Here is a 14083-nt window from a genome sequence, read left to right as displayed (position 1 = left end):
ACCGCGTGTTGGTCTACCGACCTGTCGGACCCCCGATCTATACTCTCGAACAGCTGTTCGCAATTGTGTCGAGAGGTGGGTTCATGCGCGTTCTGGGAGTCGACCCCGGGCTGACCCGGTGTGGTTTCGGGGTGGTCGACTCCGGCCGCGGCCGGACGGTCACGCCCGTCGCCGTCGACGTGGTCCGGACCCCACCCGAGATGGACCTGGCCCTGCGGCTGCTGCGCATCTCGGACGCCGCCGAGCAGTGGCTCGACCTGCACCGGCCGACCGTGGTCGCCGTGGAGCGGGTGTTCTCCCAGCACAACGTGCGCACCGCGATGGCCACCGCGCAGGCCGGCGGGGTGGTGGCGCTGGCCGCGGCCCGCCGCGGCATCGACGTCTGTTTCCACACGCCGAGCCAGGTGAAGTCCGCCGTCACCGGCAACGGCGCCGCGGACAAGAAGCAGGTCACCGCGATGGTGACCAAGATTCTCGGCCTCTCGGTCGCGCCCAAACCGGCGGATGCGGCGGACGCGCTCGCGCTGGCCATCTGCCACTGCTGGCGGGCCCCGATGATGGCCCGGATGGCGCAGGCCGAGGAGGCCGCGGCGCAGCAGCGGCTGCGGTACGAGGCGAAACTCGCGGAAGTCACCAAGTCCAGGCTCAAGAAGGCAGGTACCCGATGATCGCCTCCGTTCGCGGTGAGGTGCTCGAGATCGCACTCGACCACGTCGTGCTCGAGGCCGCCGGCGTCGGCTACCGGCTCAACGCCACCCCGGCGACGCTGTCCACGCTCACCCGCGGCGCCGACGTGCGCCTGGTGACCGCGATGATCGTCCGCGAGGACTCGATGACGCTGTACGGCTTCCACGACACCGAGTCGCGGGACCTGTTCGGTCTGCTGCAGACCGTGTCCGGGGTGGGCCCGCGACTGGCGATGGCCACGTTGGCCGTGCTCGAGCCGGTCGCGTTGCGCAAGGCGCTCGCCGAGGGCAACGTCACCGCGCTGACCCGGGTGCCGGGCATCGGCAAGCGCGGCGCCGAGCGGATGGTCGTCGAACTCCGGGACAAGGTCGAGGCCGTCCCCACCGCCGCGGACCCGCACCTCGGCGGGGCAGCGGGCGTCGTACCGGGCCTGGTCCGCGAGCAGATCGTCGAGGCCCTGGTGGGACTCGGCTTCCCCCTCAAGCAGGCCGAGCCGGCCACCGACTCGGTGCTCGCCGCGGACCCCGCAGCGGACACCTCCACCGCGTTGCGCTCGGCGCTCGGCCTCCTCGGTAAGACCCGATGACCATGCCCGGCAACGGATTCGACGGCACCGGTTTCGAAGACGGGGAGTCGGCCGTCGCGGCCGGCCTGGTGGCCGGCGACGTCGACATCGAGGCCAGCCTGCGGCCCACCTCCCTCGACGACTTCATCGGTCAGCCGCGGGTGCGCGAACAGCTGCAGTTGGTGCTGACCGGAGCCAAGCTGCGCGGCGGCACGCCCGACCACATCCTGCTCTCTGGTCCGCCCGGCCTGGGCAAGACCAGCATGGCAATGATCGTCGCGACCGAGCTCGGCTCGTCGCTGCGGTTGACCTCGGGGCCCGCTCTCGAACGCGCGGGTGACCTCGCGGCGATGCTGAGCAACCTGGTCGAGGGCGACGTGCTGTTCATCGACGAGATCCACCGGATCGCCCGGCCCGCAGAGGAGATGCTGTACCTGGCGATGGAGGACTTCCGGGTCGACGTCGTCGTCGGCAAGGGCCCCGGTGCCACCTCGATTCCCCTGGAGGTCGCGCCGTTCACCCTGGTCGGCGCGACCACCCGGTCCGGGGCGCTGACCGGGCCGCTGCGGGACCGCTTCGGCTTCACCGCGCACATGGACTTCTACGACCCGCCGGAGCTGCAGCGCATCCTGATGCGCTCGGCCGGGATCCTGGGTGTGCAGCTCGGCGGCGACGCCGGCGCCGAGATCGCCCGACGCTCCCGCGGCACGCCGCGTATTGCGAACCGGTTGCTGCGACGGGTCCGCGACTTCGCGGAGGTGCGTGCCGACGGCGTGATCACCCGGGAGATCGCGGATGCGGCGCTGGCCGTCTACGACGTGGACCAGCTAGGCCTCGACCGCCTGGACCGCGCGGTGCTCAGCGCGCTGATCCGCAGCTTCGGCGGCGGCCCGGTGGGCGTGTCGACGCTGGCCGTCGCGGTGGGGGAGGAACCGAGCACCGTCGAGGAGGTCTGCGAGCCGTTCCTGGTCCGCGCCGGCATGATCGCGCGGACGCCGCGTGGGCGCGTCGCCACCGCCGCGGCCTGGCAGCAGCTCGGGTTGACGCCGCCTCCGGACGCGGCCGCCGGCGGTATCGAAGTCCGTGTGAACGAACCTCCGCAGGGTTTGCTGGACTAGTGGCACACTGGGGTACTGCGACGGTCCGACCCGGACCGGTCGCACGGACAACCTTTTAGGACTGACTTCAACAATGGAACTGCTGTTTCCGCTCCTTATTCTCGCCCTGCTCGTGCCGATGTTCCTCGGCATCCGCCGCCAGAAGAAGGAAATGGCGAAGACTGCCGAGCTGCAGGACTCGCTGACCGTCGGCAACCGTGTCCTCACCACCTCCGGGCTGCACGGGACCGTTGTCGGCCTCGGTGAAACCACCGTCGAGCTGGAGATCGCCCCCGGCGTCGTGACCACGTGGTCGCGGCTGGTGGTCCGCGAGCTGATCGTCGACGACGAGGACGTGGCCGACGACCTCGATGCCGACGACCTCGACGAGGACACCACCGCAACGGATGCCGACGCGGCGAGCGAGGAAACCCCCGAGGAGACCCAGCGTCGCCTCGACAAGGAGTGAGCTAGACCGTTTCCGCTGCCGAGTGCCCTCGCTCGGCAGCGGTCGCGTCTCGGGCTGGAGTTCGCCGCCCGGGCCGCGGCCCGTGTCGGCGCACACCGACGCACCTCATACGCACTTCTAGGAGAACTACGGATCGTGGCACCTTCTACTGGAGCCGTACGACCAGCGCGTTCGCTCGTGATATTCGGGCTGATCGTTGCCGTGCTGTACGCGCTCGTCTTCTTCACGGGTGACAAGTCCCCGACGCCGAAGCTCGGCATCGACCTGCAGGGTGGCACCCGTGTCACGCTGACCGCGCGCACCCCGGACGGCAGCAGGCCGAGCCAGGACTCGCTGCGGCAGGCCCAGGAGATCATCGAGACCCGCGTCAACGGTCTCGGTGTGTCCGGGTCCGAGGTGGTGATCGACGGTGACAACCTGGTGATCACGGTCCCCGGAGACGACAGCTCGCAGGCCCGCACGCTGGGGCAGACCGCGCGTCTGTACATCCGGCCGGTGCTCGGTTCGCAGGTCTCGTCGAACGCGCAGGCCCAGGTGCCGGTCACCCAGACCCCGGCCCCGGCAGGCGCACCGGCTCCGGAAGGTGCCCCCGCCCCCGAGGGTGCCCCCGCCCCCGAGGGTGCCCCCGCCCCCGAGGGTGCCCCGGCTCCGGAAGGCGCTCCCGCTCCGCAGAACCGCCCGTTCCCGGCCCAGGAACCGGCCCCCGCGCCGGCGCCCGAGCCCACCACCGCCCCGGCACCGCCGAGCGGTGACCTGTCGACGGCGGACCAGGCGGCCGCGGAGATCGCCGAGGCGAAGAAGACCCGGCAGAGTACCGATCCCGCGGTCCAGCAGCAGGCCATGGCGACCCTCGACTGCAGCGCCGCCGACCCGCTGCAGGGCAACGACGACCCGACCCTGCCGCTCGTGGCCTGCTCGACCGACGGCACCACCGTCTACCTGCTGGGGCCGAGCATCATCGACGGCCAGGAGATCGCCGACGCCACCTCCGCGTTCAACTCGCAGCAGGCGCGCCACGAGGTCAGCTTGACCTTCAAGTCCGACGGCAGCACCACCTGGGCGCAGTTCACCGCCGCCAACATCGGCAAGCAGGCCGCGTTCACCCTCGACTCGAAGGTGGTCAGCGCGCCCGTCGTGCAGGGCGCCACCCCCGCGGGCAGCGCCACCTCGATCACCGGTGACTTCACGGCCGCGGGTGCCAAGGAACTCGCCAACACCCTCAAGTACGGCTCGCTGCCGCTGTCCTTCTCTGCCTCCGAGGCCGAAACGGTCTCGGCGACACTGGGTCTGGCGTCGCTGCAGGCCGGCCTGATCGCCGGTTTGGTCGGCCTGATCCTGGTGCTGCTGTACTGCCTCATCTACTACCGCATGCTCGGCGTGCTCACCGCGCTGTCGCTGGTGCTCTCCGGTGTCCTCGTGTACGCGATCCTGGTTCTGCTGGGCCGGTACATCGGATTCACCCTCGACCTCGCCGGCATCGCCGGTCTGATCATCGGTATCGGCATGACGGCCGACTCGTTCGTCGTCTACTTCGAGCGGATCAAGGACGAGATGCGGGAGGGTCGCAGCTTCCGGTCCGCCGTGCCGCGCGGTTGGGCGCGGGCCCGCCGGACGATCCTATCCGGCAACGCGGTCAGCTTCATCGCCGCCGCGGTTCTGTACATCCTCGCGGTCGGGCAGGTGCGCGGCTTCGCGTTCACCCTCGGCCTGACGACCATCCTCGACGTGCTCGTGGTGTTCCTGGTCACCCATCCGCTGGTTCACCTGGCCTCGAAGTCCGACTTCTGGTCGAAGCCGAGCGTCAACGGCCTCGGTGCCGTCCAGCAGGTTGCCCGCGAACGCAAGACCGCCGCCACCTCGGTGCACAACGCCGTCGGTGCGCAGGCGAAGGAGGCCTGAGACAGTGACCAACTCAACCGAGGACCTGGCCCCCGAGGGCCAGGCCGACCTGCCCAAGCACGGGCTGCTGTCCCGGCTGTACACCGGCACCGGCGCCTTCGAGATCGTCGGCAAGCGCAAGATGTACTACGCCATCATCAGCGTCATCGTGCTGATCTCCATGGCCAGCATCGTCTTCCGTGGGTTCACGCTGGGCATCGACTTCGAGGGTGGATCGCGAATCCAGTTCCCCGCGGCCGACAACGTCACCACCGAACAGGTCGAGGCGGTCTACACGGACACGCTCGGCATGGAACCGGTCTCGGTGCAGACCGTCGGTTCGGGTGACGCCGCGACCATCCAGATCCGATCCGAGGCGCTGGACATCAGCCAGGTGGCCTCGCTGCAGAACGCGCTGTACGACACCTTCCAGCCGGAGGACAAGGACGGCGTCCCGAGCAAGAACGCGATCTCCGTCGCGGACGTCAGCGAGACCTGGGGCAGCCAGATCACCAAGAAGGCGCTGATCGCGCTGGCGGTGTTCCTGGTGATCGTCGGCATCTACATCGCGATCAGGTTCGAGCGCGACATGGCGACCGCGGGACTGGTCGCGCTGTTCTTCGACATGGTCGTCACCGCGGGCGTGTACTCGCTCATCGGGCTGGAGGTCACGCCGGCGACGGTGATCGGTTTCCTGACCATTCTCGGCTTCTCGCTGTACGACACCGTCGTGGTGTTCGACAAGGTCGAGGAGAACACCCGGGGCATCCTGCACCTGACCCGCCGCACCTACGCCGAACAGGCGAACCTCGCGGTGAACCAGACGCTGATGCGTTCGATCAACACCACGGTGATCTCGGTCCTGCCGGTGATCGGCCTGCTGGTGGTCGCGGTCGGCCTGCTGGGTGTGGGCACCCTCAAGGACCTTGCGGTCGTGCAGCTGGTGGGCATCATCGTCGGTGCCGTGTCCTCGATCTTCTTCGCCACCCCGATGCTGGTGTCGATCAAGGAGCGTTGGGGACCCGTGGCCGCGCACACCAAGAAGGTGCTGGCCCGGCGCGCCGAGCGGGCGGGCGCGGCGGCTGGGACCTCGACCGCGGCCCTGGCAGGCTCGGTGTCGTCCCCGCGGCGGACCGCGGACGCACCGCAGCCGGGATCTCGGCCGACAGGGAAGCGCAACAAGAAGAGGCACTGAGATGAGCAGGCGTAGACGGATCGGCGTCGCCGGCGTCGTCGCGATCGCACTTGTCGCGACGGCAGCCGGTTGTTCGAAGGGCGAGGACCAGGTCCCGTCCATCGGCTACGCCATCGACAACGTGCTCACCACGTACAACGCGAACACGGTGGACGGTGCCGCGTCGGGCGCCCGCCAGGCGTTCGCGCGGGTGCTCCCGGGGCTGAGTTACCTCGGCCCCGAGGGCCGCGCCCTCGCCGACGGTGACGTCGGCACCGTCACCGCCCAACCGGGCGACGGGTTGAGCCTGCTCTACAAGGTCGACCCCAACGCGGTGTACTCCGACGGCGTGCCCGTGACCTGCGACGACCTGGTGCTGGCCTGGGCGGCCGGCAGCGGCCGGTTCACCGGCCCCGACCAGGCGCCGCTGTTCCACGCGGCCTCCCGGGCCGGCTACTCGGACATCGACCGCGTCGAGTGCCAGCCCGGGACCAAGGACGCCACCGTGGTGTTCCGGCCTGGGCGGGCGTTCGCCGAGTGGCGGGCGCTGTTCGGCGCCACCGAGCTGATGCCCGCGCACGTGGCCGCGCGGGCCGCGGGCGTCCCCGACGTGGTGACGGCGTTGCAGGGCGAGGACACCGCGGCGGCCGCGCGGGTCGCCGCGTTCTGGAACACCGGTTGGAACCTCACCGAGGGCGAGCTCGACCCGGCGGTGTTCCCGTCGGCCGGTCCGTACCGGGCGCAGTCGTACTCGACCGAGGACGGACTGGTTCTCGTCGCGAACGACAAGTGGTGGGGGAACAAGCCCGCCACCGATCGGATCGTGGTGTGGCCCAAGGGTGTCGACCTGGAGGAKAAGATGGCCTCCGGCGACGTCGACGTGCTCGACGTCGGCGCGGGTTCGATCGACGGGTTCGATCCGGGCAAGGGTTTCAGCACCGTCCACGAGCCGTCGCGCAGCAGCGAGCAGCTGGTGCTGGCCACCGGCGGCGTGCTCGGCTCGGCCGATGCACGGCGGGCGCTCGCCTCGTGTGTGCCGCGCCAGGCGCTGTTCGACACGCTCGGCCACCCGGGCTACGCCCCGCAGTCCGGCCTCGGGTCCGGCGTGCTGAACTCCCGGATCGTGCAGGCGGACACGCTGCTGTACCCGCCGGTGGCCGCGGTCGCGGGGGACCGCTACCTGCGGGCGGACACCGGCGCCGCCAGCGCGGCACTTTCCGCGTCCGGGCAGGGGCCGATCACGGTGCGAGTGGGCTACCTGGCGCCCGACGCCCGGCGTGCCGCCACCGTCGCCGCGATCGCGGCGGCATGTTCTCCTGCCGGGATCACCGTGCAGGACAACGGATCTGCCGACTTCACCCCGTCCGCATTGGCCGCAGGGAAGGTCGACGCCGTGCTCGGCGGGACCGCGTCCGCGCAGGGTGCGGCGGGCGCCGACTCCCTGGTGCCGCCCGCGTACTCGCTGGCGGAGGGCGAGGGCAGCAACTTCGGGCAGTTCCGCAACGGCCGGGTCACCGAGATCGCCGGTCAGCTCGCCGTCGAGACGGGCTACGACCGTCAGCTGGGGCTGGCGACCGAGGCCGAGAACATCCTGTGGTCGGAGATGCCGTCGATCCCGCTGTTCAACGAGCCGCGGACCACGGCGTTCGCGGACGGCATGCACGCCGCGGTGCCGAATCTGACGGCCGCAGGTGCGGGCTGGAACATGGACAGGTGGATACTGCTCAGGTGAGTACCGAGCCGTCCCCGCACGCAGTCCCGTCCCTCGAGTCCGCTTCCGCGGACGTCGCCCGCCTGACCCGATGGGCCGACGACTTCCCGGAGCCTGGTGTGCGTTTCGCCGACCTGACCCCGGTTTTCGCCGATGCGAAGGCTTTTCGCGACATCGTCGACGCCCTGGTGGCCGTCGGCGGCGACGCGGACCTGGTTGCCGGCATCGACGCCCGGGGCTTCCTGCTGGGTGCGGGGGTCGCGCTGGCCCTCGACGCGGGCGTGCTGGCGGTCCGCAAGGCCGGCAAGCTGCCGCCGCCGGTGCTCAGTCGGTCCTACGACCTCGAGTACGGCTCGGCGACGCTGGAGGTGCCCGCCGACGGCGTCGACCTGCGGGGCCGGCAGGTGCTCGTCATCGACGACGTCCTGGCCACCGGCGGAACGCTCCGCGCCACAGCCGAACTGCTCGCCTCGGCGGGCGCCACGGTGGTGGGTGTCGCCGTCGTCCTCGAGATCGAGGCGCTCGCCGGCCGGGACCGGCTCGCCGAGTACCCGCTCACATCGCTGCTGCGGGTCTGAGGACTAAAGTTGTCGCTGGCAGCGTTGCGCGGCCAGTAGTGCACGACCGATTCGGTGGGAGGTGACGGAGATGACCCAGAACCTCGACAGGTCGCGGTCCGGAAACGGTGGACAGGGCTCGACTCCGGAGGGCACGACGCCCGCGGTGCCCACCTCGGCGTCGCGGCGGGTGCGGGCTCGGCTCGCACGCCGGATCACGGCGCAGCGCAACACCGTGGTCAAGCCGGTGCTCGAGCCGTTGGTCGCGGTGCATCGCGACCTGTACCCCAAGGCGAACCTGGCGCCTCTGCAGCGTGCCTACGACGTCGCCGAGGAGCGGCACGAGGGCCAGAAACGTCGCTCCGGCGACCCCTACATCACGCATCCGCTGGCCGTCGCGAACATCCTCGCCGAACTCGGCATGGACACCACGACGCTGGTCGCGGCGCTGCTGCACGACACCGTCGAGGACACCGGCTACAGCCTCGAGCAGCTCACCGAGGAGTTCGGTGACGAGGTGGCGCACCTGGTCGACGGCGTCACCAAGCTGGACAAGGTGGTGCTCGGCAGCGCGGCCGAGGGCGAGACCATTCGCAAGATGATCATCGCAATGGCGCGGGACCCGCGGGTGCTGGTGATCAAGGTGGCGGACCGGCTGCACAACATGCGCACCATGCGCTTCCTGCCGCCGGAGAAGCAGGCACGCAAGGCGCGCGAGACGTTGGAAGTTATTGCGCCGCTTGCGCACCGACTCGGGATGGCCACGGTCAAGTGGGAGCTCGAGGACCTGTCCTTCGCGATCCTGCACCCCAAGAAGTACGAGGAGATCGTGCGTCTGGTCGCGGACCGGGCGCCGTCGCGCGACACCTACCTGGCGAAGGTGCGGGCCGAGATCAACGCCACCCTGGCCGCGTCCCGGATCAGCGCGGTGGTCGAGGGCAGGCCCAAGCACTACTGGTCGATCTACCAGAAGATGATCGTCAAGGGCCGCGACTTCGACGACATCCACGACCTGGTCGGCGTGCGGATCCTGTGCGACGAGGTCCGCGACTGCTACGCCGCCGTCGGCGTGGTGCACTCGCTGTGGCAGCCGATGGCGGGCCGCTTCAAGGACTACATCGCCCAGCCCCGCTACGGCGTCTACCAGTCGCTGCACACCACCGTCGTCGGGCCGGAGGGCAAGCCGCTGGAGGTGCAGATCCGCACCCGCGACATGCACCGCACCGCCGAGTTCGGCATCGCGGCGCACTGGCGCTACAAGGAGACCAAGGGCAAGCACTCCAATGACGTCGCCGAGGTCGACGACATGGCGTGGATGCGTCAGCTGCTCGACTGGCAGCGGGAGGCGGCGGACCCGGGGGAGTTCCTCGAGTCGCTGCGCTACGACCTGGCGGTCAAGGAGATCTTCGTCTTCACCCCGAAGGGCGACGTGGTGACGCTGCCCGCCGGGTCGACGCCGGTGGACTTTGCGTACGCCGTACACACCGAGGTCGGGCACCGCTGTATCGGCGCCCGGGTCAACGGCCGGCTCGTCGCGCTGGAACGGACGCTGGAGAACGGCGARGTGGTGGAGGTGTTCACCTCCAAGGCCGCCAACGCCGGGCCCAGCCGGGACTGGCAGACCTTCGTCGTCTCGCCGCGCGCGAAGACGAAGATCCGGCAGTGGTTCGCCAAGGAGCGCCGCGAGGAGGCGCTGGAGGCGGGCAAGGAGGCCATCGCCAAGGAGGTGCGGCGCGGGGGCCTGCCGTTGCAGCGGCTGCTCAGCGCCGAGTCGATGTCGGCGATCGCGCACGAACTGCGGTACCTGGACGTCTCCGCGCTGTACGCGGCGGTGGGGGAGCACAACGTCTCGGCGCAGCACGTGGTGCAGCGGCTGGTCGCGCACCTCGGTGGCGTCGGCGACGTCGAGGAGGAGCTGGCCGAACGGGCCACCCCGTCGACGATGCCGACGAGGTCGCGTCGGACCACCGACTCCGGGGTGTTGGTGCCCGGGGCCGAGGGAACGGTCGCCAAGTTGGCGAAGTGCTGTACCCCGGTACCGGGCGACGAGATCATGGGTTTCGTGACCCGTGGCGGCGCGGTGAGCGTGCACCGGGTGGACTGCACCAACGCGGCGTCGCTCAAGGAGCAGTCCGAGCGGATCATCGAGGTGGAGTGGGCGCCGTCGGCGTCGTCGGTGTTCCTGGTGGCCATCCAGATCGAGGCCCTGGACCGGCACCGGCTGCTCTCCGACGTGACCAAGGCGCTCGCCGACGAGAAGGTGAACATCCTCTCGGCCTCGGTGACCACCTCCGGTGACCGGGTCGCGATCAGCAGGTTCACCTTCGAGATGGGCGATCCCAAGCACCTCGGCCACGTGCTGAACGTGGTGCGCAATGTCGAGGGCGTCTACGACGTCTACCGGCTGACCAGCGCGGCGTAGGCGCCGACGCGCCTGCACCGAGGTGGATCTCGACTCGAACACGTGAGCCGTGCCACCTCGGGCCGCTTAGATCTTCTCGGGGTCCTGCTTGGTTTCGAGCTCGTGTATCCGATTGGCGGCCTCGTGGAGGCGTCTCTTGCGTGATGTGGCTTCCGAGTCCTTCAACTCCTCGTAGATCTCCTCATCGGTGTCGCCGAACCTCAGGATCATCCGGGGGATGCTGAGGGTGAGCACCAGTGACGTCCAGACGACCCAGGCGTAGTCCCAGTCGACGATCAGTTGCAGCACAAGGAAAGTCACGAGGGTGATACCGAAGATCGCCCCGTCGAGCGTCTCGATCAAGTCCCCGCGTCTGCGGAGGGAGGAAAGCTCCTCTTCGGGACTGCGTGATGCGGTTCGTGAAGCAACGGTGTCGCCGTTCCTTGTTGCCGGGGTGATTCCACTGACCGGGATCTTCCGAAGGTGCCCGTCGACCAGCTCGAGTGGCAGTCCGCCAGGAAGTCCTCGGAAAGCACTGCGGACTGCGTCGAGAGTGCGTGCAGAGGCGACTACTTCGGAGCGGTCGTAGAACTCGGTTCCATCCAACCGTCCTGCGGCGTAGTGCTCGCCGATGACATTCAAGGCGTGCATGCGCTCGTCATCGCTGAGTAGAAGGTCTTCGCGGTCGGGTTCGTCCATCACGTAACGACTCTCTCTGTGAGCGGATTGTCAGATTCGTCAACGGAGAATCCTATGACCTCGTGCGTGGGCGATCGAAGCGCCGCGTACGACCGGAGCGGCCGCACGGCGATCGGAGTCCCGTGCCGGTGGGCATCGGGACGAACGAAGGTCTCCAGTCGGCGGGGTGTCCGTGCAACACCACTCCACGACAGGAGACCTTCGTTTCAACGGCCCGTGACAACGAGTCGTCGCAGTTCTCAACCCGCCCGGTCGGGCGATTCAGCTAGCCGACGGTGACCTTCTCGATCTGCACGGGGGTGTTCGGCTTGCCGCCGCCCGCGGGCATCGACTCGTCGTTTCCTGCGGTGGCGACCTTCTCGATGGTGGCGAGGCCCTCCTCGGAGATGGTGCCGAACACCGTGTACTGCGGCGCCAGCGGGGAGTCCTCGTACACGAGGAAGAACTGGCTGCCGTTGCTGCCCGGCTGGCCGGTGTTGGCCATCGCGATGGTGCCGCGCGGGTACACGACGGGCTGCTGACCGGCGGGATCCGCCGCGGTGTACTGGGTGGACGGGTACTCGTTGAGGTAGCCGTAGCCGGGTCCGCCGCGGCCGGTGCCGGACGGGTCGCCGCACTGCAGGATGTACAGCCCACTGGTGCTCAGGCGGTGGCACGGCGTGTCGTCGTAGTAGCCCTGCTCGGCCAGGCTGACGAAGCTGTTCACCGTGCACGGCGCCTCGGCGCGGTTCAGGCTCAGCCCGATCGGGCCCTGCGAGGTGGTCATGGTCACCTCGGCGGTGCCCTCGGCCTGCACGCCGGCCGACGGCGGCGGGGTGACCGGCTTGACCGGCTGGCCGCTGGCCGGGTACGAGCAGGCCGCCGTGCCCTCGGTGGGCGTGGTGACCGCGGGGAGCTTCGGGTAGGACGACAGGTCCGGCGGGTTGATCGTGGTGCCGGACGAGGTGGCGGACATCGTGGCGGACGTGGCCGAGGATCCGCCGGCCGAGTTGTCGGTGCTGCTCGAGCAGGCGCCGGTCACCAGGGCCAGGCCGACGCCCGCGGCGACGATCAGGGTGCGCTTCATGCGGCCACGCTCGCAGTGGTGATCTGGATCGGGGTGTTCGGCTTGCCGCCGCCCGCGGACATCGAGCCGTCGTCACCTGCCGCGGCGACCTTCTCGATGGTGGCGAGGCCCTCGTCGGAGATGGTGCCGAAGACGGTGTACATCGGCGGCAGCGGGGAGTCGTCGTAGACCAGGAAGAACTGGCTGCCGTTGCTGCCCGGCTGGCCGGTGTTGGCCATCGCGATGGTGCCGCGCCCGTAGGTCACGGACTCACCGAGGTTCGGGTCGTCGGGGCTGTACTGGTCGGTGGGGAACTCGTTGACGAAGCCGTAGCCGGGTCCGCCGGTGCCCTGGCCGGAGGGGTCGCCGCACTGGAGGATCTTCAGGCCGGTGGTGCTGAGCCGGTGGCAGGGGGTGTCGTTGAAGTAGCCCTGCTCCGCGAGGCTGACCATGCTGTTGACCGTGCACGGGGACTCGGCGCGGTTGAGGTCGAGTCCGATCGGTCCCTGGGTGGTGTCCAGGTTGACCGTGACGGTGCCCTCGGCGGAGACGGCGGTCGCGTTCGGCATGTTCGCGGGCTTCGCGGGGGCCTGGCCGTCCGGCATGTAGGTGCAGTCCACGGTCGCGGGCAGGGCCTCGGCGCGGCCCGCGGGCATGACGCCGGCCTCCTGGGGTGCGCTGCTCGCCGCGGTGGTGGACGTGTCTGCGCTGTCGTCGCCCTTGGTCAGGTTGTAGACGACTGCTCCGGCCGCGACCACGAGCACGGCGCCGAACACGGACGCTCCGATGGTCATCTGCTTGCGCTTGCGGGCCTGCTCGGCCCGGCGCTCGAGCTGTCGTTCCAGCTTCCGTTTGGCGGCCTGGCGACGTTGCTCATTGCTCGGCACTACTGCATACCTCCGGTAACCGCACGGGCGCGTCGCCCCGCGCGGCGGGACGAGCGGCCCTCGTATGTAGGGCATGACGCCCACTGGTCAGTCGCTGTCAAAGTCTGCCATTAGAACCTGTGAGCATGCTGACGGGTTGGCAGCCTAGGCTGTAGCCGGTCCCTCTGGACCGGCTTTGTCAGTAACACCTGTTTCCCCGCCACCGCCACCAAGGAGCGATTGCCGTGCTCGTCACCGGATTCCCGGCCGGAGCTTTTCAGACGAACTGCTACATCCTGGCGCAGGACGACTCGACCGAGTGCGTCGTCGTCGACCCCGGTCAAGATGCCACCGCGCCACTCGTCGAGTTCCTCGACCAGTCCGGACTGACCCCGGCGGCGGTGCTGCTGACCCACGGGCACCTGGACCACACCTGGTCGGTGGCGCCGGTGTGCGAGAAGTTCGGGATCCCGGCCTACATCCACCCCGAGGACCGGTACATGCTCAGCGACCCGCTGCGAGGCACCGGTCCTGCGCTGGCCGCGATGATCGGCGACGCCGAGTTCCGTGAGCCCGCCGACGTGCGCGAACTGGCGGACGGTGACGTRCTGGAGCTGGCCGGCATCCGGTTCGACGTGGACCACACTCCCGGGCACACCCAGGGTTCGGTGGTGTTGCGGACGACGGCGGCCACCGCGGACGGTCCGGTGCAGGTGGCGCTGACCGGCGACACGCTGTTCGCCGGTTCGATCGGGCGCAGCGACCTGCCGGGCGGCGACCACGAGCAGCTGCTGCGGTCGATTGCGGCCAAGTTGCTGGTCCTGGGTGACGACACCGCGATTCTGCCCGGCCACGGCGGCTCCAGTTCGATCGGGCAGGAGCGCGTGGCCAACCCGTTCCTGGTCGGACTGGCCGACTCCAGGTAAGTCGCGCC

Annotated in this window: 13 protein-coding genes; 10 read left to right on the top strand and 3 right to left on the bottom strand. The window is 69.6% G+C overall.

What is annotated here, in order from left to right:
• The first annotated feature begins 83 nt into the window (after positions 1 to 83).
• The 9 genes from ruvC to AC1DU4_RS20350 all read left to right on the top strand — a co-directional run bounded on the left by ruvC (position 84) and on the right by AC1DU4_RS20350 (position 10560).
• Entirely contained in the window at positions 84 to 668 is a 585-nt protein-coding gene (gene ruvC / locus AC1DU4_RS20390) for a crossover junction endodeoxyribonuclease RuvC (RefSeq protein WP_072843889.1), read from the top strand.
• Complete coding sequence (gene ruvA, locus AC1DU4_RS20385) at positions 665 to 1273, top strand: Holliday junction branch migration protein RuvA (RefSeq protein WP_072843888.1); 609 nt, start codon at positions 665 to 667, stop codon at positions 1271 to 1273. Before ruvC ends, ruvA begins: the two co-directional genes overlap by 4 nt.
• Before the next feature lie 2 nt (positions 1274 to 1275).
• Positions 1276 to 2370, top strand: a complete 1095-nt coding sequence (gene ruvB / locus AC1DU4_RS20380; RefSeq protein WP_477842890.1) for a Holliday junction branch migration DNA helicase RuvB — start codon at positions 1276 to 1278, stop codon at positions 2368 to 2370.
• A gap of 73 nt (positions 2371 to 2443) precedes the next feature.
• Positions 2444 to 2818, top strand: a complete 375-nt coding sequence (gene yajC / locus AC1DU4_RS20375; protein ID WP_477842883.1) for a preprotein translocase subunit YajC — start codon at positions 2444 to 2446, stop codon at positions 2816 to 2818.
• Between the two features lie 135 nt (positions 2819 to 2953).
• Complete coding sequence (secD, locus tag AC1DU4_RS20370) at positions 2954 to 4717, top strand: protein translocase subunit SecD (RefSeq protein WP_477842881.1); 1764 nt, start codon at positions 2954 to 2956, stop codon at positions 4715 to 4717.
• Positions 4718 to 4721: 4 nt separating this feature from the next.
• Positions 4722 to 5891: a protein translocase subunit SecF gene (gene secF, locus AC1DU4_RS20365; RefSeq protein WP_477842879.1), complete on the top strand. Its 1170-nt coding sequence runs from the start codon at positions 4722 to 4724 to the stop codon at positions 5889 to 5891.
• A gap of 1 nt (position 5892) precedes the next feature.
• The gene (locus AC1DU4_RS20360; protein ID WP_477842877.1) at positions 5893 to 7602 is read left to right on the top strand and encodes an ABC transporter substrate-binding protein; all 1710 of its coding nucleotides are present in this window, start codon (positions 5893 to 5895) and stop codon (positions 7600 to 7602) included.
• Positions 7599 to 8159 (top strand): adenine phosphoribosyltransferase, encoded by a 561-nt coding sequence (locus AC1DU4_RS20355; protein WP_477842875.1) that lies wholly within the window; start codon positions 7599 to 7601, stop codon positions 8157 to 8159. Before AC1DU4_RS20360 ends, AC1DU4_RS20355 begins: the two co-directional genes overlap by 4 nt.
• Before the next feature lie 70 nt (positions 8160 to 8229).
• Positions 8230 to 10560, top strand: a complete 2331-nt coding sequence (locus AC1DU4_RS20350; RefSeq protein WP_072843882.1) for a RelA/SpoT family protein — start codon at positions 8230 to 8232, stop codon at positions 10558 to 10560.
• Between the two features lie 66 nt (positions 10561 to 10626).
• Here AC1DU4_RS20350 and AC1DU4_RS20345 read toward each other — a convergent pair whose 3' ends face one another.
• The 3 genes from AC1DU4_RS20345 to AC1DU4_RS20335 all read right to left on the bottom strand — a co-directional run bounded on the left by AC1DU4_RS20345 (position 10627) and on the right by AC1DU4_RS20335 (position 13170).
• Positions 10627 to 11238 carry a DUF1707 SHOCT-like domain-containing protein gene (locus AC1DU4_RS20345; protein WP_477842888.1) on the bottom strand — a complete coding sequence of 204 codons (612 nt, stop codon included), beginning with the start codon at positions 11236 to 11238 and terminating at the stop codon, positions 10627 to 10629.
• A gap of 265 nt (positions 11239 to 11503) precedes the next feature.
• Positions 11504 to 12304, bottom strand: coding sequence for a peptidylprolyl isomerase (locus AC1DU4_RS20340; RefSeq protein WP_477842873.1), 801 nt, complete (start codon positions 12302 to 12304; stop codon positions 11504 to 11506).
• Positions 12301 to 13170, bottom strand: coding sequence for a peptidylprolyl isomerase (locus tag AC1DU4_RS20335; RefSeq protein WP_477842871.1), 870 nt, complete (start codon positions 13168 to 13170; stop codon positions 12301 to 12303). The genes AC1DU4_RS20340 and AC1DU4_RS20335 overlap by 4 nt, the downstream gene beginning before the upstream one ends.
• Before the next feature lie 224 nt (positions 13171 to 13394).
• Here AC1DU4_RS20335 and AC1DU4_RS20330 point away from each other — a divergent pair, with 224 nt between their 5' ends.
• The gene (locus AC1DU4_RS20330; RefSeq protein ID WP_477842869.1) at positions 13395 to 14075 is read left to right on the top strand and encodes an MBL fold metallo-hydrolase; all 681 of its coding nucleotides are present in this window, start codon (positions 13395 to 13397) and stop codon (positions 14073 to 14075) included.
• The last annotated feature ends 8 nt before the right edge of the window (positions 14076 to 14083 follow it).

The sequence above is a fragment of the Rhodococcus sp. P4_F5 genome (genome assembly GCF_056401315.1).
This window is presented reverse-complemented; position numbering and strand designations above follow the sequence as displayed.

Excerpts from the sequence above, each read along its gene's own strand:
- ruvA (WP_072843888.1), top strand. The coding sequence starts at position 665 with ATGATCGCCTCCGTTCGCGGTGAGGTGCTCGAGATCGCACTCGACCAC.
- ruvB (WP_477842890.1), top strand. The coding sequence starts at position 1,276 with ATGCCCGGCAACGGATTCGACGGCACCGGTTTCGAAGACGGGGAGTCG.
- yajC (WP_477842883.1), top strand. The coding sequence starts at position 2,444 with ATGGAACTGCTGTTTCCGCTCCTTATTCTCGCCCTGCTCGTGCCGATG.
- AC1DU4_RS20340 (WP_477842873.1), bottom strand. The coding sequence starts at position 12,304 with ATGAAGCGCACCCTGATCGTCGCCGCGGGCGTCGGCCTGGCCCTGGTG.
- AC1DU4_RS20345 (WP_477842888.1), bottom strand. The coding sequence starts at position 11,238 with ATGGACGAACCCGACCGCGAAGACCTTCTACTCAGCGATGACGAGCGC.
- ruvC (WP_072843889.1), top strand. The coding sequence starts at position 84 with ATGCGCGTTCTGGGAGTCGACCCCGGGCTGACCCGGTGTGGTTTCGGG.